The sequence below is a fragment of the Bifidobacterium commune genome (assembly GCF_900094885.1).
Classification (GTDB): Bacteria; Actinomycetota; Actinomycetes; order Actinomycetales; family Bifidobacteriaceae; genus Bifidobacterium; species Bifidobacterium commune.
Window position 1 is genome coordinate 285,347 of sequence record NZ_FMBL01000003.1, and the last position, 24,309, is coordinate 309,655.

At 56.4% G+C, this 24,309-nt stretch carries 27 protein-coding genes and 1 pseudogene; 10 read left to right on the plus strand and 18 right to left on the minus strand.

Annotated elements, in window-relative coordinates:
* Window positions 1-84: 84 nt before the first annotated feature.
* A complete protein-coding gene (gene trmD / locus GA0061077_RS06495) occupies window positions 85-981 on the minus strand; it encodes a tRNA (guanosine(37)-N1)-methyltransferase TrmD (RefSeq protein ID WP_091848115.1) in 897 nt (298 codons plus the stop codon).
* A gap of 331 nt (window positions 982-1,312) precedes the next feature.
* Here trmD and GA0061077_RS06500 point away from each other — a divergent pair, with 331 nt between their 5' ends.
* Genes GA0061077_RS06500 through GA0061077_RS06520 form a run of 5 tightly spaced genes read left to right on the plus strand, consistent with a single transcriptional unit; the run spans window position 1,313 to window position 4,092 of the window.
* Window positions 1,313-1,966, plus strand: a complete 654-nt coding sequence (locus GA0061077_RS06500; protein ID WP_234696550.1) for a DUF1310 family protein — start codon at window positions 1,313-1,315, stop codon at window positions 1,964-1,966.
* 37 nt (window positions 1,967-2,003) lie between these two features.
* Entirely contained in the window at window positions 2,004-2,393 is a 390-nt protein-coding gene (locus GA0061077_RS06505; RefSeq protein WP_143249632.1) for a hypothetical protein, read from the plus strand.
* 8 nt (window positions 2,394-2,401) lie between these two features.
* On the plus strand, window positions 2,402-3,376 hold the full coding sequence (locus GA0061077_RS06510; RefSeq protein WP_091848117.1) for a hypothetical protein: 975 nt from the start codon (window positions 2,402-2,404) through the stop codon (window positions 3,374-3,376).
* A 1-nt stretch (window position 3,377) separates the two neighbouring features.
* A complete protein-coding gene (locus GA0061077_RS06515) occupies window positions 3,378-3,782 on the plus strand; it encodes a hypothetical protein (RefSeq protein ID WP_159426934.1) in 405 nt (134 codons plus the stop codon).
* Window positions 3,775-4,092 carry a hypothetical protein gene (locus GA0061077_RS06520; RefSeq protein ID WP_143249634.1) on the plus strand — a complete coding sequence of 106 codons (318 nt, stop codon included), beginning with the start codon at window positions 3,775-3,777 and terminating at the stop codon, window positions 4,090-4,092. Before GA0061077_RS06515 ends, GA0061077_RS06520 begins: the two co-directional genes overlap by 8 nt.
* Before the next feature lie 158 nt (window positions 4,093-4,250).
* Here GA0061077_RS06520 and GA0061077_RS07300 read toward each other — a convergent pair whose 3' ends face one another.
* The 8 genes and pseudogenes from GA0061077_RS07300 to cysS form a co-directional block, all read right to left on the minus strand.
* On the minus strand, window positions 4,251-4,571 hold the full coding sequence (locus tag GA0061077_RS07300) for a hypothetical protein (protein WP_446325276.1): 321 nt from the start codon (window positions 4,569-4,571) through the stop codon (window positions 4,251-4,253).
* Window positions 4,548-5,051 (minus strand): annotated as a pseudogene (gene rimM / locus GA0061077_RS06985) (ribosome maturation factor RimM); the annotation flags it as partial. The pseudogene rimM and the gene GA0061077_RS07300, both read right to left, overlap by 24 nt.
* Window positions 5,048-5,281 (minus strand): RNA-binding protein, encoded by a 234-nt coding sequence (locus tag GA0061077_RS06530; RefSeq protein ID WP_091848121.1) that lies wholly within the window; start codon window positions 5,279-5,281, stop codon window positions 5,048-5,050. The pseudogene rimM and the gene GA0061077_RS06530, both read right to left, overlap by 4 nt.
* 2 nt (window positions 5,282-5,283) lie before the next feature.
* Window positions 5,284-5,739: a 30S ribosomal protein S16 gene (gene rpsP / locus GA0061077_RS06535; RefSeq protein WP_091848122.1), complete on the minus strand. Its 456-nt coding sequence runs from the start codon at window positions 5,737-5,739 to the stop codon at window positions 5,284-5,286.
* Between the two features lie 343 nt (window positions 5,740-6,082).
* On the minus strand, window positions 6,083-6,316 hold the full coding sequence (locus GA0061077_RS06540) for a hypothetical protein (protein ID WP_091848123.1): 234 nt from the start codon (window positions 6,314-6,316) through the stop codon (window positions 6,083-6,085).
* 271 nt (window positions 6,317-6,587) lie between these two features.
* Entirely contained in the window at window positions 6,588-7,574 is a 987-nt protein-coding gene (locus tag GA0061077_RS06545; protein ID WP_091848124.1) for an endonuclease/exonuclease/phosphatase family protein, read from the minus strand.
* A gap of 20 nt (window positions 7,575-7,594) precedes the next feature.
* A complete protein-coding gene (ffh, locus tag GA0061077_RS06550) occupies window positions 7,595-9,253 on the minus strand; it encodes a signal recognition particle protein (RefSeq protein ID WP_091848125.1) in 1,659 nt (552 codons plus the stop codon).
* Between the two features lie 140 nt (window positions 9,254-9,393).
* Complete coding sequence (gene cysS / locus GA0061077_RS06555; RefSeq protein WP_091848126.1) at window positions 9,394-11,226, minus strand: cysteine--tRNA ligase; 1,833 nt, start codon at window positions 11,224-11,226, stop codon at window positions 9,394-9,396.
* A 102-nt stretch (window positions 11,227-11,328) separates the two neighbouring features.
* Between cysS and GA0061077_RS06560 the strand changes: the two genes are divergently transcribed.
* Both GA0061077_RS06560 and GA0061077_RS06565 read left to right on the plus strand, forming a co-directional pair.
* Window positions 11,329-12,051 (plus strand): type 1 glutamine amidotransferase, encoded by a 723-nt coding sequence (locus tag GA0061077_RS06560; RefSeq protein ID WP_091848127.1) that lies wholly within the window; start codon window positions 11,329-11,331, stop codon window positions 12,049-12,051.
* Between the two features lie 189 nt (window positions 12,052-12,240).
* The gene (locus tag GA0061077_RS06565; protein ID WP_091848193.1) at window positions 12,241-14,262 is read left to right on the plus strand and encodes an ABC-F family ATP-binding cassette domain-containing protein; all 2,022 of its coding nucleotides are present in this window, start codon (window positions 12,241-12,243) and stop codon (window positions 14,260-14,262) included.
* A gap of 53 nt (window positions 14,263-14,315) precedes the next feature.
* On the opposite strand, the gene ilvN is transcribed toward GA0061077_RS06565, so the two are convergent.
* The 7 genes from ilvN to coaD form a co-directional block, all read right to left on the minus strand.
* Window positions 14,316-14,870: an acetolactate synthase small subunit gene (gene ilvN / locus GA0061077_RS06570; RefSeq protein WP_091848128.1), complete on the minus strand. Its 555-nt coding sequence runs from the start codon at window positions 14,868-14,870 to the stop codon at window positions 14,316-14,318.
* A 21-nt stretch (window positions 14,871-14,891) separates the two neighbouring features.
* On the minus strand, window positions 14,892-16,790 hold the full coding sequence (locus GA0061077_RS06575) for an acetolactate synthase large subunit (protein ID WP_091848129.1): 1,899 nt from the start codon (window positions 16,788-16,790) through the stop codon (window positions 14,892-14,894).
* Window positions 16,791-17,012: 222 nt separating this feature from the next.
* Window positions 17,013-17,708 carry a ribonuclease III gene (rnc, locus tag GA0061077_RS06580; RefSeq protein ID WP_234696560.1) on the minus strand — a complete coding sequence of 232 codons (696 nt, stop codon included), beginning with the start codon at window positions 17,706-17,708 and terminating at the stop codon, window positions 17,013-17,015.
* Between the two features lie 412 nt (window positions 17,709-18,120).
* A complete protein-coding gene (gene rpmF, locus GA0061077_RS06585; RefSeq protein WP_091848130.1) occupies window positions 18,121-18,315 on the minus strand; it encodes a 50S ribosomal protein L32 in 195 nt (64 codons plus the stop codon).
* 71 nt (window positions 18,316-18,386) lie between these two features.
* Window positions 18,387-19,010, minus strand: a complete 624-nt coding sequence (locus tag GA0061077_RS06590; protein ID WP_091848131.1) for a YceD family protein — start codon at window positions 19,008-19,010, stop codon at window positions 18,387-18,389.
* A 43-nt stretch (window positions 19,011-19,053) separates the two neighbouring features.
* Window positions 19,054-19,965: a hypothetical protein gene (locus GA0061077_RS06595; protein ID WP_091848132.1), complete on the minus strand. Its 912-nt coding sequence runs from the start codon at window positions 19,963-19,965 to the stop codon at window positions 19,054-19,056.
* Entirely contained in the window at window positions 19,962-20,459 is a 498-nt protein-coding gene (gene coaD / locus GA0061077_RS06600) for a pantetheine-phosphate adenylyltransferase (protein WP_091848133.1), read from the minus strand. The genes GA0061077_RS06595 and coaD overlap by 4 nt, the downstream gene beginning before the upstream one ends.
* Window positions 20,460-20,631: 172 nt before the next feature.
* Here coaD and GA0061077_RS06605 point away from each other — a divergent pair, with 172 nt between their 5' ends.
* On the plus strand, window positions 20,632-20,967 hold the full coding sequence (locus GA0061077_RS06605; protein WP_091848134.1) for a DUF3039 domain-containing protein: 336 nt from the start codon (window positions 20,632-20,634) through the stop codon (window positions 20,965-20,967).
* 141 nt (window positions 20,968-21,108) lie between these two features.
* On the opposite strand, the gene GA0061077_RS06610 is transcribed toward GA0061077_RS06605, so the two are convergent.
* Complete coding sequence (locus tag GA0061077_RS06610) at window positions 21,109-22,431, minus strand: nicotinate phosphoribosyltransferase (protein WP_183193196.1); 1,323 nt, start codon at window positions 22,429-22,431, stop codon at window positions 21,109-21,111.
* Window positions 22,432-22,433: 2 nt separating this feature from the next.
* Window positions 22,434-22,604 (minus strand): hypothetical protein, encoded by a 171-nt coding sequence (locus GA0061077_RS06905; RefSeq protein ID WP_159426935.1) that lies wholly within the window; start codon window positions 22,602-22,604, stop codon window positions 22,434-22,436.
* 121 nt (window positions 22,605-22,725) lie between these two features.
* Between GA0061077_RS06905 and GA0061077_RS06615 the strand changes: the two genes are divergently transcribed.
* Both GA0061077_RS06615 and rph read left to right on the plus strand, forming a co-directional pair.
* A complete protein-coding gene (locus GA0061077_RS06615; RefSeq protein ID WP_091848136.1) occupies window positions 22,726-23,364 on the plus strand; it encodes a Pr6Pr family membrane protein in 639 nt (212 codons plus the stop codon).
* Window positions 23,365-23,487: 123 nt separating this feature from the next.
* A complete protein-coding gene (gene rph, locus GA0061077_RS06620; RefSeq protein ID WP_091848137.1) occupies window positions 23,488-24,252 on the plus strand; it encodes a ribonuclease PH in 765 nt (254 codons plus the stop codon).
* The last annotated feature ends 57 nt before the right edge of the window (window positions 24,253-24,309 follow it).

The following is a 24,309-nucleotide window of genomic DNA, read 5'->3' on the forward strand; positions in this document are numbered from 1 at the left end:
GATGAAGCCGATGAAGCGTCCACGGGTACGCAACGTCGGTGCTGTCTCGTGCGGGCGCTGATGAAGCGCAATCGGCAGGCCGCATCAGTCGCTGAGTTTGCGCGGGTGGTCGCCGGAGACTTCCCATCCCAAGGTCATCAGTGTTTTGCGATCTGCCTTGTCAAGCGCTTTGCAGTCCATTTGCCGGATGAGATCGGGACGAACCTGGTCGGTGTGAGCGATGGCCTCGTCGCGGCGGAACCGGTCGACCTTGCCGTGGTCGCCGCTGGTCAGCACCTCGGGTACGCCCATGCCGCGCCAGATAGCCGGTTTGGTGTATTGGTAATGTTCCAAAAGCGCATTCGAGCCTGTGTAGGATTCCTCAGCGATGGAATCGGGGTTGCCCATGAATCCGGGAATCAGGCGCGTAATGGCCTCAAGCATCACGGAAACGGCAACCTCGCCGCCGTTAAGCACATAGTCGCCGATGGAATACTCGCGTACGTCCACACCCTGCGCGCGGTAATAGCAGGGGATACGGGCATCGTAACCCTCATAGCGCCCGCAGCCGAACAAGAGATGACTGGCGTGGGATAGTTCGGTCGCATCGCGCTGCGTGAACAGAGGTGCCGAAGGGTTCGGGAAAATCAATACCGGTTTTGGGAGTGCGTTTTCCGAAGTAGCCGCTGGTTCGTCAGTTGTGTTGTTGCTAATCGGTGCGCTTGCATTGCTGTGTTGCGTTTCGTTGCTTGCGGCTGTGATCGAGGGGGGTTCAAATCCCAGCAGGTCATCAAGGCATTCGGCCCATACCTCAGGTTTCATAACCATGCCTGCGCCGCCACCTACAGGAGTGTCATCGACGGAATGATGCACGTCATGGGTCCAGCTGCGAAGATCATGCGTGTGCACGTCGAGCAGTCCACGTTCTATGGCTTTACCGAACAGGCCGACGTTAAGAACTTCGAAATAATCGGGGAACACCGAAACGATGTCGATTTGCATGTCTCCATGGTAACTGACACGGGCGGATATTCTGGCTGTTCTGCGGTGACTTGGAGTGGCATGCGCGGTGAGCGGATAGGGAAATATGTGAGATGTGCGAGAGAAATCAGTGACGAGGGTTGTGAACATATAATGTTCGTGATGAATTGGGCGGTTGCGAGGGTTGACTGCGCCGAGAGGTAGAGACATATCCGCGTTTCACCGCGATGTTGGTGAATGATGGAGCATGGAATGCTATTGGCAGTGTGACATTTTGCGGTTATCGTTATCCGATAAGATTTGGTGTTGGTTCGAACTTCTGTTGATGAGGGACGTTGGAAATGAGGTTGATATGGCGCGGATGATGCAGTCTGTGCTGGTGTTGCATGATTCGTATGCCCAGCAGTCTGAAGTGGGGTGTTTCGGTTCCTCTGGTGCTGGGAACGCTGACGGCGTGAGCAGTGACGCCGGTTCAAATTATCCGTACGCGTCGGGAGGCTCGTATTCGCCGTGTTCGTCGTCTGGTGGTGGTCCGGTTCGGCGTGGGTGGCCGGTTTGGTTGCAGGTTGTGTTGGGTGTGTTGTTGGCGGTGTTGTTGTTGGGAGGGGTTGTGGCTGTGGGACCGGTTAAGGACAAGATTTATATGCGCAACGTCATGCATAGCGCCGAGGGTGACCATGCGATTCGTGCTACTTTGAAGAATATGGATCCTCATGCGTTCACCGATGAGGGCGTGATTCATTCCTATGTGATTGACGACGGGACGCTTGAGCATAATCCGATGGGCGGGATTATGGTCACGGTTTATGTCAACGGCGACCGGAGCCTGGACATCAATGCTACTTACGATAGGCCGTTGAATACGGAGGGTGGTCGTGATCCCCTCGTCGGTGGGGGTGTGGGAGGTTCGGCTAAGCTGGATGATCTTGTGGAGGAGAATAAGAAGCGTTTGGATGGTGGGGCGAGGGTGGATGTTCTGTCGAGTTTCGGTGCTGATGTGGATTGATTGTGGCAGAGGCATGGTGTGAGATCGGAAGCGATGGATGATGGCTCGGAGTGATTCGCAAGAGCTTGATTGGTCGAAGTTGACTGATCGAGAGAGAAAAGAAATAGGTGAAAACACGTATGAGGACTATTCGAAAGGAAAGCCGATCAAAGTTAACGACGGTAAAACTACCGTTGGTTGGGTGGTTGATGGTACTGGTGATTCGTCGGGTTCGGGTGGTCAGGTGACGGTGGTTGCCAATGATCGTGATGCGTCGAGGGCGACGCGTGTGATGGTGTTGTATCGGGGGTCGAGCGGTCCTGGCAGTGGGAAGTCGGATGTGAGGCAGGATTGGTTGGATAATGATGTTCCCGAGGGGCTCAATATCCTGCAGGGTAGGGAGCGTGCGGGGATGTGCCGCAGTTGCGTGCGGCGTCGAAGGAGCTGAAGGCCGTGATGGCGCGGTTTCCGAATGCGAGGGTCGATGTGTACGGGCATTCGTTGGGGTCGATGGCGGGGCAGTATGCGTTGTCGGATCTGTCGCGTGAGCAGGCCAAACGTATCAATGGCGCGTGGCTGTACGAGGGGCCGAATATATATTCGACTCTTAATGCGACGCAGAAGAAGCGGGCCGATTCCTACGCACGTGACGGTCGGGTCAAGAACTATGTGGACCCATGGGATTTGGTAGCTATGCTCGGCAACACGGGTGATGACAAGACAGTGGGCCGTAGGGTTTTGGTGAAGCAATCAAAGGAGGCTCGAAAGGATGCTGTGCAGTCATCGTTGGATGGCATGGCTAGTATGTCGAAGGTCTGGCCTTACGGCTTGTTTGGTGGGTTCGGCGGCGCTGTGGGGTATTTGAAGCACAATTTCACCAAGGGGCACATGTGGGGTGGTTACCAGTTCGATGCAGACGGGCGGATTGTCACTTATACCGAGAGGTCTTTGAGCCAAATGTTCCAGGTTGTCGACGCGGGATTTGATGAGCTGGGGGAGGTCCGCGGCAGGTTTGAAAAGAGCGGCGGAGGTCTGTCGCGGAGCGAGCAGATTTGGCTTGACTGTGGTGAGGCTGATTTGATGGTGAAGGGTATGAGGCTTCTTGCCGAACAGTACCAGTATGAGATGTCCGACCTTTTGGATCGGTCGTGTGGTGAGGCTGAATCGACGTGGCAGAGCATGCTTCGTGCCGCGGAGTTGGTCGCACCTGATCTTTCTTCGGGTGAGGTGCTTGGCGCTTTGGGAAGTGCGGGGGCCACGGAGGCCTATATCCGTGTCAGGCCGGAGGAAAAATATGAGCGTGATCGTGTTGAGTTTGATCGGATTGTGGCAAACCTCGACGGTATTTCTGGCCAGATTGCGCGGGCCAGTGAGGGGATTGTCGAAACGGATTCCGATCTCGCCGCACAGCTTCAGGAGCTTGGTGACTGACATGTATGAAGAACAAGCGGCCCGTGAGCGGCGTGCATCCATTGCCCGCATCGAGCGGGCGATGGACGATGAACGCGCTGAACAGCGTCGACGAATGGGTATTCTGGATTCCGTGGCCAGTGATATCGGTCAATACCGCACTGAATATCAGAATCGCATGCAGAACATGGGCAGTGCAGTCATGGAAATCAGCCGGCATGATCTTCCTGACGGGGCGGACGACCCGATGGTTGAAGCGACCCACACCATCAATCGATTCGAGGACGAAGGTCAGAGAGTCGCCAATGCGGCTTTGCAGCGTATCGAAGAAATCCGCGAGAACCTTGACAGGGCACATCGGCAGCATATGCGTGATTTGGAAGATGAGATGGAGGCCACCGGGAAAGGGGACGGTGATCGTGGTTGATGTCAATAGGCTCTGGAACGACGCGAAACGGATGGTGGATTCGCTTGGGGGTGATGTTCAGCAGCAATACCATAATCTACTTCTTCAAGCCGAACGTGAGTTGCTTGCCAAGGCCATCGCGCCACTGTATAAAAGCATCACAAATGTGAATATGTTGAAGGCCGGCAAAGAAAAGAAAGAGCGAGCCGATTCAATGAAGAAGGACTGGATGTCGTATGCCGACCATTTCGAATCCAGTGCCAAAGGCAAATGGAGTGAGAAAGCCAAAGAATCGATCAGGTCGCAGGCCGCGCAGCTTGACCGATTCTGAGTGCGGTTCCGTCGAGCCGGGTTGCGTTTTCCGGTAGACCATTGCGATTGGTAATGCTGCGTCTGGATTGCTTCTGTTCTCGTCGGGTGCCAAACTGGCCGGTTCGGCTCGTTGTAGAGATACCGCCCTTCCGCTTTGGCATGCGACCGGATCACGTTTTAGAACGTCGGGATTAGTCCCTGCGGCGGGTCTACGGTTATTATCCGCGTGTCAAGATCAATATCAGGAATGATCTGGCCAACGAAAGGAACAAGCACAGTCTTGACAATCCTACCGTCTTCGATATCGGAACCACCTTCGGGTGAACCTGTGAAGGTGATAGGTTCACAGTGACCTTTGATGTGTTCATTACTCTGGGTGTCTGGTCGTGCCTTGCTGCTTCCGTGTTCAGCAGATGTTGTTTTGGTATCCGTTTTGATTGGTGGGTCTTGTTCTTCGAGTCGAACGAAGCTGCCGTCCTTGCTTTCGATGACGGGCATATTTAAACGTATTTTCAGCAGTGATTGTGCCGGACTGTCGATGACATCCACAACTTTGCCTATAAGAATGCCAGCTTTAGCGGGGTTGATGCCGTTGGTGGGATCGTCGGCTATGTGTGCCTCGAGTCCGATCAAATCCTTGGGATACCAAGCGTCCTCCTCGGTCATTTCGTTGCGGTCATCGGCCTCGACATACAACTCCAGACCATTGAGTGCTTCGGAAGCGTCTCGGCTGCCGACACCCTCGAACTGCAGAATCCAGCGATCCTTGAATGTGCGTGAGTGAATGACGGTGTACGCGTGCTTGCCGTCTTTCGTGTATAAGTTCGAACCGGGGGCAAATCTGCGTTCCGGTTCGTCAGTGAATGCCCAGACGTTGACTTCGCCCTTGAGTCCCTGGGCCCGTCCGATACGGCAGACCCTCAACAGTTCATGCTGTTGAGGGTCTGCCTGCTGCGAAGTGACTTCGTTGCGATTCACTTGCGAACATCCATGATGTCGACGCGAACCTTGTGGTCGGACAAAGCCTGCACCACGGTGCGAATCGCGTTGGCGGTGCGGCCGGAACGGCCAATCACGTGCCCGACGTCCTCAGGGTTCACGCGCACACGCAACAACTCGCCACGAGCATTCTCATGCGATTTCACCGATACATCATCGGGGAAATCGACGATATTGGAAATGAGATGTTCCACAGCTTGCGCGAGCATGGTTACTCAGCCTTCTCGGCTTCGTCGCTGGCTTCGGCCTCGCCTGCAGCTTCTTCAGCCTTCTCAGCCTCAGCCTTGGCCTTCGCCTTGGCTTCGGACTTCTTAGCCTTGAGCTTCTGAGCATCGGCTTCAGCAGCTTCGACGCGAGCGGCGGCATCCGGACCGGCTTCAGCGACCTTCAGGGTGCCTTCTGCGCCCGGCAGACCCTTAAATTTCTGCCAGTCACCGGTGATCTTCAAGAGATTGAGCACCGGGTCGCTCGGCTGAGCGCCGACACCCAGCCAGTACTGAACGCGATCGGAATCGATCTGGATCAGCGAAGGCTGCTTGTTCGGATCATAAATGCCGATCTCTTCGATCGACTTGCCGTCACGCTTCTTGCGCGAATCCATGACGACGACACGGTAGAAGGCATAGAACTTCTTGCCCATACGCTTCAGACGAATCTTGGTAGCCATTGTGGCTCTCCTTGTTGGTTCATTGCGGTTTCCTTGCTCGTATGTGGGGCATACTCGCATGAATCCGCGTTGTTCCTCACAGCCTGCAGGATAGAGAGGGCCCCGCACCCGTGAATAACTTCTCAACTATATCGCGGTGGCTGGATAGAACGTTCTTTTCATGCAAACGTGAAAGGATGAGAAGCAGCATCATCGTGGATAAGAAAGTTTCTTAACGTCATGCAAAGGGGATAAGCGTTTAAAGATGTGAGACGCGACGAGGTGCGACAATTTTGACGCGAAGTTACTGTGGCATGTCACCGCCGCGTGGTTTGCCCTGCAGCCTGACGAGTGTGTCGGGTGGTCAGGAAAAGTTGGTCTGTTTTTCGAATGTGGCAAGAATCTTGTCGTATTCCTCGCCAACTTCCTGAAGTTCGGCTCCTTGTCCCACGTTTTCGCTTGCTGCTTCCAGCAGCATGTCGCTGGCCCAATCCTTGACGGGTATTTTTTCGAGTGCGGCGGCCTGCTTCATGAGAGCGAACTGTTCTTTGGCGACAGGGATGTTGAATAGAATGTCTTCTTGTTGTTTGCTGGTCATAGTTTGTCCTTCTGCGCATTCGACATTGAATCCATAGCAACCAGTATGGGTTCAAGACGGTCACATAGCAACCGATTTGACAGCATATGGACACTACCAAAAAAAGTCAATATTCTGCTGGAACTGTCTAATTAATAGTTTCGCACGATTGATGATTTGACGATACTGCACATACGAAAGCAGCACTGTACATTCCGTTTTTCATGGGAAACGGGGACTCACTGTGTCGCACGATGTTCGGAGGAGGCTGCAAGCCTCGGATGCGAATGGGCTAGTTCTTGCTGAGCTTGAGCTCCGCAAGCAAAGCGAGATGATCGGTTTCCGGGATGGTTAGTGTGTGTATGTTCTCAGCCGAAATGCCCGGAGTGACAAGAATGTGATCCAGCTCAAGACGAGGCCAGGTCAGCCAGCGCGGGAAGCTGGCGGCTTCTGCATGCGTAACGGATAGCGTGATGTCGCGGTATCCGGCGTCGATTAGACTTCGGAAACTTGGATGATCGAGATTGGAATTGAGGTCGCCCATAATAACCGCTTGACATGGGCCACTGCCATCTGATGTCGGATAGGTGTCGGCGAGATTGATGACGCCTTGGGACCATTCTGAACAACTGCGCATAGGGGACTTGGTATGTGCGCTGTACATCGCCGTGTTTTCAACCACGGTTCGGGGAATGTTCGCTGCGGCAATATCAACATTGCTGTCGCCCATGCTTTCAGGCATCGAACGTAGCCAGAGACCATTGAACCCGCCGTTGTCGTTCTCTGTTGGCTCTCCCAACTGTCGATAGGGAAGCGTGCTTGCCAGGCCTGCATCATCCAGTGCATTGACCAGATTTGTGGTGAGCTCCTGCAAGGCCAAAACCGAGACGTCATTATCGCGCACTGCTTCAATGATGGCTTGCGGATCGGCGGAACCGTAGCGGCAATTAAGCGTCATGACAGTGTGTGACGGCTTGTTTTGATCGATATTCGTCGCGTTGCCCTGGCGATTTCGTAACCCCTTGCGGTTCCTCATGCTCCTGTACCATGGCGAAGCAAAAAAACCGATGAACGCTGTCAATACAGCGGCTATGACTGCCGCAGCCCACTGATGAGCAAGAATCGCCGCCGACAATACCAATCCCGTAGGTATCCAAAGGAAACGAACGAACGCTATGAGGTATGGCAACGGCCCATGTCCGTCAGCACCGGCCGGCAAAAACCGCAGCATCCACCACAGGGCGATGAAGCCCAGCGATATCAGCAACATAGCAGTCATGAAGTGCTTTTGTTGACTGCTCAGCCGAGCAGGCCGCTGAGTCCGCCACCGAAGTTCGGCGGAAGATTCGGGGTGCCGTCCTCGTTGGTGCCTGCCGCATCCATGACCTCTTGCAAGCCGGCGGGAAGCGCGGGGTTCTGAGGCTTCTTGGTAAAGGCAGAGCCACCAGAGTTCTGCTTACCGCCGAGCTTGTTGCGCAATGCTGATTCTTCAGCCTCGCGCTTCATCGGGTTGCCGGACTTCGACTTGCCCTTCTTCTTGCCTTTTTTGCCCTTCTTGCCTGCGCCGCCGCCTGCACCGGGGCCGCCGAAGCCGGGGATTCCGCCGCCGACCTTGTTGGTCATGCGTTTCATCATCTTCGCGGCCTGCTCAAAACGCTGCAACAGACCGTTGACTGCGGAAACCGTGTTGCCGGAACCGTAGGCGATGCGGGCGCGACGGGAACCGTCGATGATGGAAGGGTCGCGACGTTCTTCCGGGGTCATCGAGTTGATGATGGCCTCGGTACGATCGATTTCGCGCTCATCGAGCGCTTCAAGTTCCTTGCGATGCGCAGCCATGCCGGGAATCATGCCAAGCAGGCTTTTCATTGAACCGAGCTTGCGCACTTGCTGCAGCTGCTGCATGAAGTCGTCAAGGCCGTAGGTGCCCTGCGCCATCTTCTTGGCGGACTCCATCGCTTCCTGCTCGTCGAATTGCTTCTGAGCTTGCTCAATGAGGGTGAGGATATCACCCATATCGAGGATGCGGGAGGCCATGCGATCCGGGTGGAATACCTCGAAGTCTTTCAATCCCTCGCCGTTGGAAACGAAGAGGATCGGCTTGCCGGTGACGCTCGCCACGGAAAGTGCAGCGCCGCCTCGGGCATCGCCGTCGAGCTTGGAAAGCACCACGCCGGTGAAGTCCACGCCCTTGTTGAAGGCCTCGGCGGTCTGCACTGCGTCCTGACCGATCATTGCGTCAATGACGAACAGAATCTCATTGGGGTTGACGGCATCGCGAATGTCGCGCGCCTGCTTCATCAGCTCTTCATCGACGCCTAAACGACCTGCGGTATCGATGATGACAGTGTCATACAGTTTGTCTTTGGCGTACTGAATCGAATCGCGGGCCACTTTCACTGGGTCGCCGCCGAGCTGACCGGGGGCTGCAACGGCCTCGCCACCGTCGGACTGCACGCCCTTCTCGGGCGCATACACAGGTACGTTCGCACGCTCACCGACCACCTGCAGCTGAGTGACTGCATTGGGTCGCTGCAAATCGGCAGCGACCAGCAGCGGGGTGTGTCCCGCGTCCTTGAGCCAGTAGCCGAGCTTGCCGGCCAACGTCGTCTTGCCGGCACCCTGAAGGCCTGCCAGCATGATGATGGTCGGCGGATTCTTGGCAAAGTTCAGCGGACGGTCGACGCCGGCTCCAAGAATCTCGGTCAACTCTTCGTTGACAATCTTCACCACCTGTTGCGCGGGGTTCAGCGCCTGCGAAACCTCTTCGCCAAGCGCGCGCTCGCGGACTCTAGAAGTGAACGAACGCACCACGTCGAGCGCCACGTCGGCGTCGAGCAGGGCACGCCTGATCTCACGGATCGTGCCGTCGATATCCGCTTCTGTGAGTTTGCCTTTGCTCTTCAAGTGTTTGAACGCATTGGAGAGCTTGTCTGTCAAAGAACTGAATGCTGCCATAATGCCTCTAATTCTAGCGGTTCGTAGGGAGAAAGCACGGTCGGTGCAATTGATGATTCGATAATCGGCGGCAATTGCACGATTGCTCAATGATCAGCGGAGGTTCGGTGCGCATCTGTTCTCGGAAAGGAAAGACGGTTTTATCGTAACGACCAAGTGGAGCCGGACGGTTTGTCCTCGATGGTGACGCCCATCTCGCTAAGGCTGTCGCGAATCTTGTCGGCGACTTCGAAGTTCTTGGCTTTGCGGGCGGCGTTACGCGCCTCGAGCTGATGCTGAATCATCGAATCGAGCAGTCGGTGCTCCGCTTCAGTGTCAACGCTGCCTTTGGTGCTCTTGCCGGTACCTTCGGTGTCTTCGCTGTTCCATGGCTTTGCCAGCGGATCTAGGCCCAGCGTGTCGAGCATGGCTCTGGTCGAAAGCAGAAGCTCGTGTAGGTTTACACGGGCGGTGAGCATATCGATGACGTCGGCTGGAACATTGCTGTGGGTGAGGGCAAAGCGTGCCTTCGCATCTTCCTGAACGGCTTTTCTGGAGATGTCGGCATATCGGTCGTTGGCTTCGTTAAGTGTGTTGCGATATTCGTTCGTGAGAGCTGCCATCTCGGCTTCGTCGAAGGGATTGACTTCGGCATTGGCCTGAGCCGACTCAAGTCCGGCGATAAGGGAATTGCCTTGGCGGATGGTGGTAAAAATCGCCGCGGTAGCGCCGGAAACATTGATGTCATCGTTCATCGCATCGGTGAAATCAGACGGCAGATCATCGGCGGTTACGGCGAGGACCTCATCCCTGCTTGGTTGCTCACCCGGTCCGAGCATCTCGCCCGCGTTAGCGATGAAATGACTGATGCGTTCGTATGCGGACTGCGCTTCGGTCAGGGTCTGGTCGCTCCATTCGAGCATTGAACGGTATTGCACGCCGCCCAGAGCGTAGCGGACCACCCAAGCGGAATTTTGCGCCAGTACGCTCGGTACAGAAAGACCGTTGCCCAGCGATTTCGACATTTTCTCGCCCTTGGCGGTGACCCAGGCGGAGTGCATCCAGATGTTGGCTGATTCGTAGCCGGCCGCGCGCGTCTGTGCCATCTCGTTCTCGTGATGGGGGAATCGCAGGTCGAGACCGCCGCCGTGAATATCAAACATGCTGTCGAGATAACGATGGCTCATCGCGGAGCACTCGATATGCCAGCCGGGACGGCCCGTGCCAAACGGCGTTGACCATCGTGCCGTTTCGGGATCGCTTTCCTTTGGAGCCTTCCACAGCGCGAAATCGCGTGGGCTGCGCTTGTCCGGCAAATAATCGGCCGGGTCCGCAGGATTGTATTTGTCGTCGCCGGACTGGTCGATGCTCGGGCCCATTTTGTCGGCAACTTCAGCCGCGGAATCGTTCTGTTGGCTTGGCTTTTGATGGGTCAGCTCGCCATAATGCGGCCAACTGGACACATCGAAGAACACGTTGCCGGTCGGTTTGCCGTCTTTGTCGGTTATGACGTAGGCGTGACCGCGTTCGATGAGACGCTCGATCAGATCGATCATGTCGCCAATATGTCCGGTGGCGCGTGGTTCGTAGGTTGGGGGGAGCACACCAAGCGTGTCGTAGGCATGCGAGAACTCGCGTTCGTAATGGTAGGCGCGGGCCCACCACTGCTGACCGGCTGTTGCCGCCTTGTCGAGAATTTTGTCGTCGATGTCGGTGACATTGCGGATGAAAGTGACGTCATAACCGAGTTTGACAAGCCAGCGACGAACGACATCGAAGGCCACGGCCGCCCGAATATGGCCGATATGAGGTGAACTCTGCACTGTGGCGCCGCACACGTAGATACCCGCCTTGCCTGGGACGATCGGTGTGAACGGAGACGTTTCATGCGTGGCCGTGTCGTAAAGCTTCAGACCAGTGGCGGCCTGTGCGAGCACTGGCTGTAAGGCAGATTCAGAAAGGTTGGAATCCTGCGGTTTCTTGGCGTTTTCCATAGCCTCAAGGATATGGGCTTTTGCCGACAAAGACGGGCGAATCGCATTCGCTGTGGAAACGCTCATCTGAGTTTTGGGAGGGCAGAATGTCACAATAGAACCATGACGACGGCCAAAGTGTTTATTTTGCAACATTTCCCGTGTGAAAAACCGGGGAGAATCCTCGACTATCTAGACGATCTCGGTATGGATAGTGAGATTTTGAGCATCGCGCAAGAGACGGATCCCGATGTACCCAAGGGCGACGAGGTTGCTGGTCTTGTACTGATGGGCGGTCCGATGGGGGCGCAGGATTATAAGGAATACCCCGGGCTGAAGACCGAGGCCAAGATGGTGCGCAAGGCAGTGAAGACCGGCAAACCTGTGTTGGGCATCTGTCTCGGTCATCAAATCATCGCCACTGCGCTGGGTGCTAAGCTGCAAAGCGGCAAATGCTCAGAAATCGGCTTTGCTCCTATCAAGCGTGAAGCGAAAAGCGATGTTTTTCCCATGTGGACTTCGCGGATGAATGTACTCAACTGGCATAATGATGTTGTCTCTCTGCCTGAGGGGGCGGAATTGCTGGCATCCTCGAAAGTTACCGAAAACCAGGCGTTCAGCTACAAAAGCGCGCTCGGTCTGCAATTCCATCTTGAACTTACGCCTACGCTGCTTGAGGAATGGCTTGCCGAGCCGTCCTTGGTCGGGGGCATGAAGGAAAGTGAAATCGCCAAAATCCGAGACGATTTCAAGCGTGACGATGTCGAGCTGCAGCCGCTGGCAGAGCAGGTCTTTTCCGCATTCGCCGTGCGTTGCGCGGCCAGTGCGCGAGCGATGAGTGAATGATTGATTGATGCCGGTGGCGTCGGCTCGTTGACCGGTCGAACCTGCCCGACGCTGGCAAAAATGCGGCGGCCGTAAATCTCGCCTTTCGAAAGATTATGGACCGCATTTGATGAAAAGCGTGCGCGATTGCGAAGTGCAGCCGATTCCGGGCTGAACAGTGTTGATAGTCAGCGGTACCATCGAATCATTATGCCGACTTATGATCTGGGACTTGAACACGTTTCGCTCGATTTTGCGACCAAAACCATTTTTACCGATGTGACGCAGGGCGTCTTCGAGGGTGACCGCATCGGCATCGTCGGCAAGAACGGCGACGGAAAATCCACGCTTTTGCATCTGTTGGCCGGTACGCAGCAGCCGGATTCAGGACGGGTGACCACCCGCAACGGGCTGACGTTCGGCATGCTTGATCAGCGCGATCCGCTCGATGACGACGTCACGTTGCGTGAGGGTGCGCTCGAAGGTCGCGAAGATTACGAATGGGCTGCCGATACGCGCTCGCGTGAAATCGTGGAGGCGCTGCTTGGCGGCCTCGACCTTGATGCGAAGATCGGCTCGCTTTCCGGCGGGCAGCGCCGACGAGCCGATTTGACGCGGTTGTTGCTTAAGGATTGGGACATCCTCGCACTCGATGAGCCTACGAATCATTTGGATATCGTCACCATTCACTGGTTGGCCGAGCATCTTAAGAACCGCTGGTCCAAAGGGCAGGGGGCCTTGCTCTTGGTTACCCATGACCGTTGGTTCCTCGATGAAGTCTGCGAGTCGATGTGGGAGGTACACGACGGGGTGATAGACCCGTTCGAAGGCGGTTACAGCGCTTATATGATGCAGCGTGTCGAGCGCGATAGACAGGCTGATGTGCGTGAGGAGCGTAGGCGCAATCTCGCCCGTAAGGAATTGGCGTGGCTGACCCGCGGTGCCCGTGCGCGGGCGACCAAACAGAAATTCCACGTTAAACAGGCCAATGAGCTGATTGCTGATGTGCCCCCGGTGCGCAACACCTTGCAGCTCAAGCAGATGGCAACTTCGCGGCTTGGCAAGCAGGTTGTTGATGTCACCGACGTGACCCAGATCTATGAACATCTTCAAGGTCAGGCTGATGGAGGACAGGACGGCAACATCATTCCTGCGTTGTACGAGGAGCCGAAGGTTCACGGATCCGTGGAGTTGGACATCGACGATGGAGAAACGACTTCAGCCGCACAGAAGGTGACGGTGAGCGGACGCAAGATTCTCGATGACGTCACGTGGCTCATCGGTCCCGGTGACAGGTTCGGCATCGTCGGAGCGAACGGTGCCGGTAAATCGACGTTGCTGAGCATTATCGATGGAACGTTGGCTCCGACGACGGGACACGTGAAAATTGGCAAAACCGTGAAGTTTGCAGTGCTTTCGCAGCGTTTGGATGAGCTGGAAAAGCTCGGCAAATACAAAATCAAGGAAGTGCTGAGCCGTTATAAGCCGACCTACGAGGTTGACGGCAAAGAAGTTTCGACCGGTCAGCTCATGGAGCGGCTCGGCTTTTCGGCCGCGCAGCTGATGACTCCGATAGCAGACCTTTCCGGCGGGCAGAAGCGTCGTATGCAGCTGCTGCTGATTCTGCTCGACGAACCCAACGTCCTGATTCTCGATGAGCCCGGCAACGATCTTGACACCGACATGCTTGCCGTGATGGAAGACTTGCTTGATTCCTGGCCCGGCACGCTTATCGTCGTTTCCCACGACCGGTATCTGCTGGAACGCGTCACCGACGAACAGTTCGCGCTGATCGGCGGCAAAGTGCGCCATCTTCCCGGAGGTGTGGATGATTACCTCGAGATGGTCCACCGTATCGAAAACGGCGAAACGCTTGAAGTCATCGGCGGCGCCGGCGGTACCGGTAGTCGAAGTGACAAGTCCCATGCGGGCAATTCTTCTGCCGGTGGCGAGGTTTCAAATGTTGCCGGAAAGAGCGAGAACGTCGATTCCGACGAACATCCGAAGTTGACCGGCAAGGCATTCCACGACGCAAACCGTCGTCTTGCCGCCATCGAACGCAAGCTCGACAAGCTCGAAACTGAAAAAACAGATATCGAGCGGAAAATGGCGGTTCACGATCCCTCGGATTACGTCGGTCTCGGTGAACTTAACGAACAACTGTCAGCCAACGCCTCCGAAGCGGAAACCTTGGAATCCGAGTGGATGGAACTGTCCGAGCAGCTTAGCTAATCCACGCCGCCCTTCACATATGGGGCTTGATGGTGGTCGGAAGTGAGGGTGGATTAGCGCCCGGTGATTTCGCTGCCGACCACTTTTTCGCTTAGTGCGTGGGGGCCGCGGGTGAGAGCGACTGAGCCGGACCGAACCATCTCGATGACACCGTAATTGTTGAGCAGACCGAGCAGGGCATCGATCTTGTCTTCGTTGCCGGTGGCTTCGATTGTCATCGATTCGGGGTTTACATCAACCACGCGCACGCGGAAGAGGCGTACAATTTCTAGGATATCGGAGCGATTGGTTTCGTTCGCGGCGACCTTGATGAGCACCAGCTCGCGCTCCACTGCATCCATGTTGTCGAGATCGACGATTTTAAGTACGTGCAGCAGTTTGTTGAGTTGCTTGATGATCTGTTCCAGTGGCACCTGTTCGACATCGGCGGTTACCGTAACGCGCGAGATGTCGGGGCGCTCGGTGGGGGAGACGGAGAGTGAGTTGATGTTGAAAGCGCGACGGGCGAACAGTCCGGCGATGCGTGCGAGCACGCCAGGGCGGTTCTCGACCAGCACGGAGAGGGTGTGACGTTCGCTATACGGAGTGGATGCAGGATAGATTGCCATGATGTTCCTTTCGTCTTGCCCTTACCGTTGTGTAGCGGCCTGAGTCGAATCAGCGTCCCGGCCTTCTGTGCCGTCGCCGTTCAACAACGGCTGCACGCCGGGCTTATAGACGACCGTATCGTTCGATTGTCCGGCGGCTACCATCGGCCAGACCATCGCGTCCTTATACACGCGGAAATCGATGAGCACCGGTCGATCGTTGATTTCATTTGCCCGCTTGATGGCGGCTTTCGCCTCTTCTTGGGTCGTGGCCTTGATACCCACGCAGCCATAAGCCTCGGCCAACTTGACGAAGTCCGGGACGTTGATGATGTTCTCGTTGTTTTCCCCGTCGCGAATGTTGGTCTGCGAATAATGCTTGTCGTAGAACAACGTTTGCCACTGGCGAACCATGCCGTAGACGGAATTGTTGAGAATGGCGATTTTCACCGGAGCATTGTCGATGAATGCGGTCGCCAGTTCCTCGGAAGTCATCTGGAAGCTGCCGTCGCCGTCGATAAGCCAGACCGGCTTTTTCCCACCGAAGTCACGTGCTGAACCGACACGTGCGCCGATGGCTGCGGGAAGACCAAACCCCATGGTTCCCAGGCCTCCCGAAGAAATCCACGAGTGCTGGTTTTCGAAATTGATGAGCTGCGAGGCCCACATCTGGTGCTGCCCAACGCCGGACGCCCAGATGGTGGAAGGCGCGGCCTGGCGTGACAGCTCTTCGACAACCCACTGCGGCGAAAGGGTGCCGTCGGGTGTCGTTTCGTCATATTTCATCGGATAGGCTTCGCGCCATGCATTGATTTGTGCCCACCATGATTCGAGGTTCGGTTTGCCGTTCAGAGCCTGTTCTTCTTTGATTTCGGTGTTCAAAGCATCGAGCACTTCGGATACGTCGCCGACAATGGGAACATCCGGTTCGCGGCGTTTGCCGATTTCGGCGGGATCGATGTCGATGTGGATGACGCGCGCAGCGGGGGCGAAGGCTTCCATTTTGCCGGTGACGCGGTCGTCGAACCGTGCGCCGATGGCAACCAGCAAATCGCATTTCTGTGTTGCCGCGGTGGCGGCGACGGTGCCGTGCATGCCTAGCATTCCCAACACTTTTGGGTCGGAATCCGCCACGATGCCACGCGCGGGAAGCGTGGTGACGATGGGGGAATCGGTGAGGTCGGCGAGTTCCTTGACCTGAGTTCCTGCGTTGGAACGCACTGCGCCGCCGCCCACGTAAAGCACCGGACGGTAAGAGTGCTTGAAGAGCTTGACTGCTTCATGTAGGACATTGCCATGCGGCTTGGTTGTCGGATTGTAGCCGGGAAGCAGCAGCTTCTGCGGCCAAGAGTAATAGAGGTTGCCGGTTTGTGCGGTTTTTGTTATATCGACGACAACTGGTCCCGGACGCCCGGTGCGGGCTATGTAATGCGCTTCGGCGAGCACGCGCGGAATGTCCTGCGCATCGGTGATCAGATAGGAATGCTTCACCACGGGATAGGTGATGCCGACGGTATCCGCCTCTTGGAAGGCATCGGTGCCGATGGCGTCCACGCCGACCTGACCGGTGATAACCACCAGCGGCACGGAATCCATGTTCGCATCAGCAATAGGCGTGACCATGTTCGTGGCCCCCGGCCCCGACGTCACAATGCACACGCCCACCCGACCGGTGGCGACGGCGTAGCCTTCGGCTGCATGCCCCGCTGCCTGTTCGTGGCGCATCAGTACAAAGCGGAACTTGGTCTCGTCGTGAATCTCGTGATAAACGGGCAGAATTGCGCCGCCCGGAATGCCGAAGACGTCCTTAACGCCCAGATCTTCCAGCGTGCGAATCAGCGCTTGCGCACCGGTCATCTTCTCTCCGCTGACGACGGGCTGCTTGTTGCTGGATGTTTTCTGTATTCCGCTGAAAGCCTGCAAGGGCGTTGGTGACACCATCATTCCTCTATCTCTGCTCGGGTGGATGAACTGTCGAGCCGGTGAGCTTGGTGTGCCTCACCGAAACGACATTCGACGCCCGCGCGGCCAGTTTGTGACGAGCCGCAGCATTGCGTTGATATGGGGGTCAGTCTAGTGTTCCGGACTAATGGATAACTGTTCGTGTTCGCATATTGGAGACGGGCCGAACCATCGTTCGATGTGTTTCGACCCGTCTTTTGCTTACTGTTGTGAGGCGGCAGCGTCTTTGTGGTGCTGATGCTTTGTGGCGCGATGCCGCTCCGGATGGTCGTTGAGTTCGTTCCAGGCTGCCTGCGCGGCGGCCAGCTGGGCCTTGCGTTTGCTTGAACCAGTACCGATTCCCAGAACTTCGTTGTCGTTTCCGACGACGGCATGTGCTGTAAAGACCTGCGCGTATTCAGGGCCCGAGACGCTCATGCGGTAGTGCGGATCCTCGAGTCCCATGCCGTGTGCCTTGACGGTGAGCGACGTCTTCCAATCCAAAGCTGGGCCTTCCGTAGCGACCTTCGTGAGTTCGTCGTCGATGAGGTGATGAACCACCTTGCGGGCTTCGTCGATGCCGTGCTCGATGAACGTCGCCCCGATCAGCGATTCGACAATGTCGCAAAGAATCGAGCTTTTCTCCGCACCTCCGGATTCCGCCTCACCGCGGCCGAGCAAAATATAAGGGCCGACTTGCAGCTTCTCCCGCGCAATCTGTGAAAGCGATTGTTCCGAAACCGCCATCGCCCGCATTTTGGCCAGCTCCCCCTCATTCATATCCGGGTGCGTGCGGTAGAGCGTTTCGGTGGAGACGAACTCCAGCACGGCGTCACCGAGGAATTCCAGACGTTCGTAATCCGGCGCCCCTTCATGTTCGTGTGCGAAAGAACGGTGGGTGAGTGCCATCACCAGCATATCGGGCGAAAGCGTGGTGCCGAGACGCTCGAGCAGTTCCTGCTGTGGTGTGCGCTGTTGGGCGGTATCGGCCTGCGTGGTGTCGGCGGGCGTGCTTCCATTCCGGTTGGTTTGCGAATCGTCAGTTGTCAATTCGTCGGTGTTGTGATGTTGTGAATCGGTCACGATGGTCCTCTTGTTTGATTATGACCGCGACGAACATACTGCGGGCGCCAAGCCGGTTCGCGATTGGCATCTCGAGGTGGGCATGCCTCTATGTGAATCGAATCGGATTGGTTCCTGTAATATATCTTCGCGGTACCGGGATGGTGGGTGGGTGCTTGCCGCATGGGAACGGCAAGCACCCAATCTGCAAGCAGAGACACAAAAGCCCCGCCACCCGTCGATGGCAGGGCTTTTATTTGCTAACGTTTCACTTGCTCAGCGTGTTGCTGATAGCCTCGCGATAAACGCGGCCGCGGAATGAACCGCAGCTTGGGCAGGCCATATGCGGCAAGGACGGCGCACCACAGTTCGGGCAAGCGATAGTTTTGGTCGCAGTAGCCTTCCAGTTGGCGCGACGCGAATGCGTGTTGGCTCGCGAAGTCTTGTACTTTGGCAGTGCCATGGTATTCCTCTATTCGTTCGAACAAATTGAGCTTAAGCGTAGACAAGTTTAACGCAGTGTGGGTACAACCCTTACTGCTCTGGGTTTTCTTCGCTTTCAAGCTGGGCTTTGAAGTCGGCCAGTGAAGCGAAACGATTATCAATCACATCATGGTGGTGGTCGGGGTTTTCGTTGAGATTCAAGCCGCACTGCGAGCACAATCCCTTGCAATCGGGCTTGCACAGCGGTTGCAGTGGCATGTTTTCGACCAGTGTGTCACGCATCAGGTTTTCCATATCCGCAAATCCGCAGTCGGGGCTGAGCGGATAAGTGTCTTCAGACTCGTCCTCTCCGGCGATGATGTCGATCTCTTCGTCGTGCTTGCCGCGGCCGCTGCCGGACTTGGCGGTGACTTTCGCTGAATCGTAGGGGAAGAACGCGGTGACGTCCATGCCCCAATCGCGCCGCAGTGGCGTGAGGCAACGCACGCATTCGGCGTGAACGGGCGCAGTGAAACGGCCGGTAAAAATCAATCCGTCAACGATGGAATCGAAGTTGCCGGACACCTTGACTGGGTCACCCTCATTCACACCGACAATCTGGTCGCCGATTCCGCTGGGTGCGGGGAGTTCGGTATCGACGGTTTCACTGTTGCCCGGGCGGGAGGCGATCCTTCCGACGGCGAGTGCCCATGGCGAATCTTCAGGTCTGCTCATTGAGTATTAGCGTTCTTTCCGTTAGATTGTTCGTTGTTTTCTGTCATGCGTTGGTGTGTTCGGAGTCGGTTCGCGACTGATTCTGAACCTCGTCCTGTGTCTGTGCAAGCTGGCTGGCGGCCGCGCGCTGGCGCTTGTCGATGACTTCGATGCCGTTTCGGATGTCGCGGTCATAGGTGGAAATCTGCTCTTTGAGGGCTTTCATTACGTCCACACAGTAGACATTGGCTCCCTGCACGAGTTTGGTCGATTTGGACTGCGCGTCGTCGAGAATGACGCGAGCCTTCTGCTGGGCCAAGTCCACCACACGCTCCTGACCTGCAAGAATCTGTGCTTGCTGTTCGGCATCCTGCTTGATTTGCGCTGCCTGGCTTTGTGCTTTGCTGATAATGGCCTGCGATTGACTTTGCGCGTTCTGTAAGCGACGCTCGGCTTCGCGCATCAGAGATGAGGCACGTTCCAGCTGTACGGGGAGCATGGCCTTCAACTGGCTGAGTTGCTCGACGAACTCGTCGCGGTCAAGGCGCACCATGCCGGGTGCGAAGAGGCTTGATTTGGCTTCTTCCAGTGCGGTGCTCATTTGGTCGATGAGATCGTAGACAGTTGTGAATTCCTCGCGACTCTTGCTTATTGCACCAGCGTGGCCTTCATTCTCCGTTCCCGCGTCCTCGCCGGTTTCCTCGTTGTCATGATGCTCGCGCAGATCGGGGAGTTCGGCCGGCGACGCGAACAGCGGCTTGACGACCTTCGGGGAGTCGGAATCGCCGTTCGTGGTCCCGTCTTCGTTGCCTGCTTCTGTTTTCGCGCTGGGTTGCTGAGCCTGTTCATCGGATGACACCGCTTTCCCCGTCTCACCGCGTTCATCGTCGTTGTGCGACGGTGAAAGGCTGTCGATTGGAATAACTCGGGAAATCGTGTTGTCTTCTTCGCTCGTGGCGTTCTTCTCGTCTGTCAACTTTGACCCTTCTCTTTCTTCAGTGCCTCGGCGAGCATGCCGACGACGCAATCGGGGACCATACCGGTGACATCGCCGCCGTGGCGTGCCACGTCCTTGACGATGGTGCTCGAGATGTGCTCGAGTATCGGGTTCGCAGGCAGGAACATAGTCTCGACGCTCGAAAGCTTGCGGTTGACCAACGCCATCCCAAGCTCGGCCTCATAATCGCCGTTCTGCCGCAGGCCCTTGACAATGACCGTCGCTCCGACCGCGGTGCAATAGTCGGTGATCAGGCCGTCGGTCGAGGTGACGACCACATTGGAATAGCCGTCGTTGCTCAGGGCCTTGCTGATCACGTCGACTCGGGTATCCGCCGGAAACATCGGGGTTTTTGCCGAGTTAATGGCCACGACGACATGCACCGTCTCGAAAATGCGCGCACTGCGTTCGATAACGTCCAAATGCCCTGCTGTGACTGGGTCATACGATCCGGGGCACACTGCGATAGTCATAGCTTACAGAATAACGCCTGACGCTGATTTTCGGGCGTAGTGCACCTGCGGTGCGATGCTGCCTGATGCTCAGAGGGGGATGGTGGCGGTTCGCAACCTGTGGTAAACGGGCGAGGTTATGATAATTGTAAGTATGCAGGATTGGTGACCGAGACCAAACTAAGGAGACGGTATGGCTGAGTTTTTCGCAGAATTGGACACGGTAAACACGGTCCGCAGTTGGCGTGACGACGCTGGTTTCCAAAACCCCTCGCAGGATCCGGATTCCGGAGCGGGCACCGCGGTGCTGGAACGTCCGGAAACGGACGAGCAGACCCAGCGCAGCGATGACGGGAACGCCGACCGTTTCGCTCATTATGTCTCGCGCGACAGGATGCGCGAATCGCAGCTCACCGGCCGGCCCGTGGTCGCGCTGTGCGGCAAGATCTGGGTTCCCAAGCATGATCCGTCGCAGTTCCCGGTCTGCCCGGATTGCAAGCGGATTTATGAAGAGATGGTTGGTAAGTAGAGCCGGCTCGCTGTTTTAAAGCAAGCCGTCCGCACTTTTATCTTTCAGGTGCGGACGGCTTGTGTCGTTGAGGGGTGCATGTCGTCGAGCCGGCGGGCACCCGTGTGGTTGGTTATGGGCAGGTGCTGACGGGCGGGCGTTCTAGAGCAGGTCGATTTTGGTAGGGATGGACGGGTCGCCTTTCATCAGTGATTGGGCGGTGATGGGCAACTCAGCCAGAGACTGTGCGCGATGGTTGCGGGCGTTGACAATGGCGTCGCTGCCTTGGTACTGTGTGTCGGCCTCACCGTGGTTCATGTAGTTGACCATCAGGTCTTTCCAGTCCTCTTCGGGTTGGAAACGGGCGAGCTGCTCCTCGGAGCCGCAGACGACATGCTCCGCGTCGGCCAGGCCATACTCGTATGAGCGGAAGGCCAGCTTCCGGCCGGGGGTGGTGGCCTTGTTCTTCGAATGCTTGGCTACGGGGACCATTACGCCGTTTTCGCCTTCGCGCTCAGTGAGCTTGTAAACCATCGCGCAGGTCGGTGCGCCGGAGCCGGTCACAAGCATCGTGCCCACACCGTAGGAATCGACGGGCGCTGATTGTAGGGAGGCCAGTGCATATTCGTCCAGATCGTTGGTCACCGTGATCTTTGTGTTCTTTGCTCCGAGCGTGTCGAGTTGGTTGCGCACGCGCTGGGCCAGTGCGGCCAGGTCTCCCGAATCGATGCGCACGCAGCCCAGTTCCGGGCCGGCCACTTCGACTGCGGTTTTAATGGCGTTTTCGATGTTGTAGGTGTCAACCAGAAGTGTGGTGTTTACACCCATTGCCTTGACCTGCGAAACGAAGGCATCGCGCTCCGAATCATGCACGAGCGTGAAGCAATGGGCTGAGGTGCCGATGACGTTGAGGCCGTAAAGCTGGGCGGCACGCAGGTTCGACGTGCCTTGAAAGCCGCCGACCACTGCCGCGCGCGCAGCCGCTATGGCGGACGATTCGTTGGTTCTGCGGCTGCCCATGTCCATGCAGGGACGGTCTCCTGCGGCACTGACCATGCGAGATGCGGCCGAGGCCACGGCGGAATCGTAGTTGAGGATGGAAAGCAGCAACGTCTCAAGCAGCGTACATTCTCCGAAAGTGCCCTCGACCTCGAGAACTGGGGAGTTCGGGAAGAACATCTCGCCTTCGCGATAGCCCTTGATAGTGCCGGTAAAGGTGAAGTTCTCAAGCCATTTGATGGTTTCAGCGCTTACGATTCCACGGTCGGAGAGGAATCGGAGATCGGCTTCGTTGAGGTGGAAATGCTCAAGTGCATCGAGGATACGTCCAGTGCCCGCGACGACCCCGTAACGTCGGCCGAGCGGCAAATGGCGCGTGAACACCTCGAAGACGCACTTCCGGTTCGCAGTTCCGTCTTTAAGCGCCGCGTCCAGCATCGTGTATTCGTACATATCGGTCATCAAAGCCGTTGAATAATCCTGTATCATCACGCCTTCCTAAGGGTTTTTGCCCGTGTCGACCCGTGGTTGCTCGGTGCTGCCGACGCATCTGCGGGATGCTCGTTGCCCGTACTGTTGGTGGCGCAACTAATGTCGGCGATAGTGAAACCGTTGTTTTCGGCGGTGGAATCGCTACCCTCGACCGCGACATCGTTCACTTTCGATTCTAGTCCAATACACCGATTGACCGGAGGTGAATTGTAAGTCTGCTTTACCGGCAGGCTACGGGCAACGCGCTGAGAAGTCGGTTTTTCCTCTGCTTTACATAAACTGTCTCGAATGAAATATGCTGTAGGAATCTATCGTCTCGTTATTGCGTTCCTTTGCTTGGTATGGACAAGCGTTGCTTGGCGTGAGCCCAGTTATTGGGTCTACTTCACGTATGAAACCAACTTCCTTCTTGGACTGGTGATGCTGTGGGCCGGGGTCGCCTGTCTCATCGACGGTAAGCAGCCTCCCGCGTGGCTCAAAGGCGTGCTTACGCTGTACATCATAATTACAGGTTTGGTGGCGGCATTCTTCCTGCCGCCTTCCGACCCGGAGAGCATAGAGTATGTGTTCGGCATTGAGACCGGGAACATTCTGCATTGGGCGACGCCGATCCTTGCGGTTTTGGACTTTGTTTTCTTTGATGCGCACCGGCGGTTCAAATGGAATTACGTGCTTACCTGGCTCATTTATTTCCCGTTCTACCTTACGTTCGTGCTCATTCGCGCGCATCTATGGCCGCATTCGGGGCCTGAGGATGGCGGAAACCCGTACCCGTATGGTTTCATCGACCTGAACGAGATCGGATGGGGACAGATGGGTATCAATATTATGTTGTGCATTGTCGGTTTTACGGTTCTTGCCCTTGTTCTTGTTATCGCCGATCATATACTGCCCAAGAGTCCTGTGGTCGGTAGTGTTCGTCGCTAAATTTCGGTTTGTTCTCGTCGGAGAAGTCGCACTCGGCGTTCGGGCTTTATGCGAGCGATAAAAGTGCTGCTTGACGGCACAAAATGCTTCGGCTACGTGACTGGCTGATGGTAGGTTGGCCGTATGGCTCAAATCAAGGATTTACTGAACAACAACACTGTAATACGCCCCGACGGTCGTGCCGTCGATGAGTTGCGTCCGGTAAAAATCACCCGTAATTTCACCGACGCCCCGGAAGGTTCCGTGCTTATCGAATGCGGCAACACCCGTGTGATGTGCACCGCGACGTTTGTGCCGGGCGTGCCGCACTGGCGCAAAGACACCGGGCTCGGCTGGGTGACCGCAGAATATGCGATGCTGCCACGCGCCACCTCCGATCGCACGCCCCGCGAATCGATTAAAGGCAAAGTCGGCGGCCGCACACAGGAAATCAGCCGTCTGATCGGTCGTTGCCTGCGCGGTGTCGTCGACACCAAAGCTCTGGACGAAAACCAGGTGCTGCTGGACTGCGACGTACTGCAGGCGGACGGCGGAACCCGTACGGCCTCCGTCACCGGTGCCTATGTTGCGCTCGTTGATGCACTGCGCTGGGCTGAGAAAAACAAGCGCATCCGTTCGGCCGAAAAAGTGCTCAAAGATCAGATTTCCGCGGTTTCCGTCGGTATCATCGATGGCACGCCCATGCTGGACCTGCCCTATATCGAGGACAGCCAAGCCATGACCGACATGAACGTCGCCATGACTGGATCCGGCGGGTTCATTGAAATTCAAGGCACTGCCGAGCATCGCCCGTTCACTCGCGAGGAACTGAACGTGCTGCTTGAGCTGGCCGAAAAGGGCAACAAGGAACTGCAACATGCCCAGAATGAGGCACTTGCGCAAAGCTGAATGCACACCATTGGTTGATGGGTCTTCTTGACTCGGCAAGAGTCTGTTGAAAACACG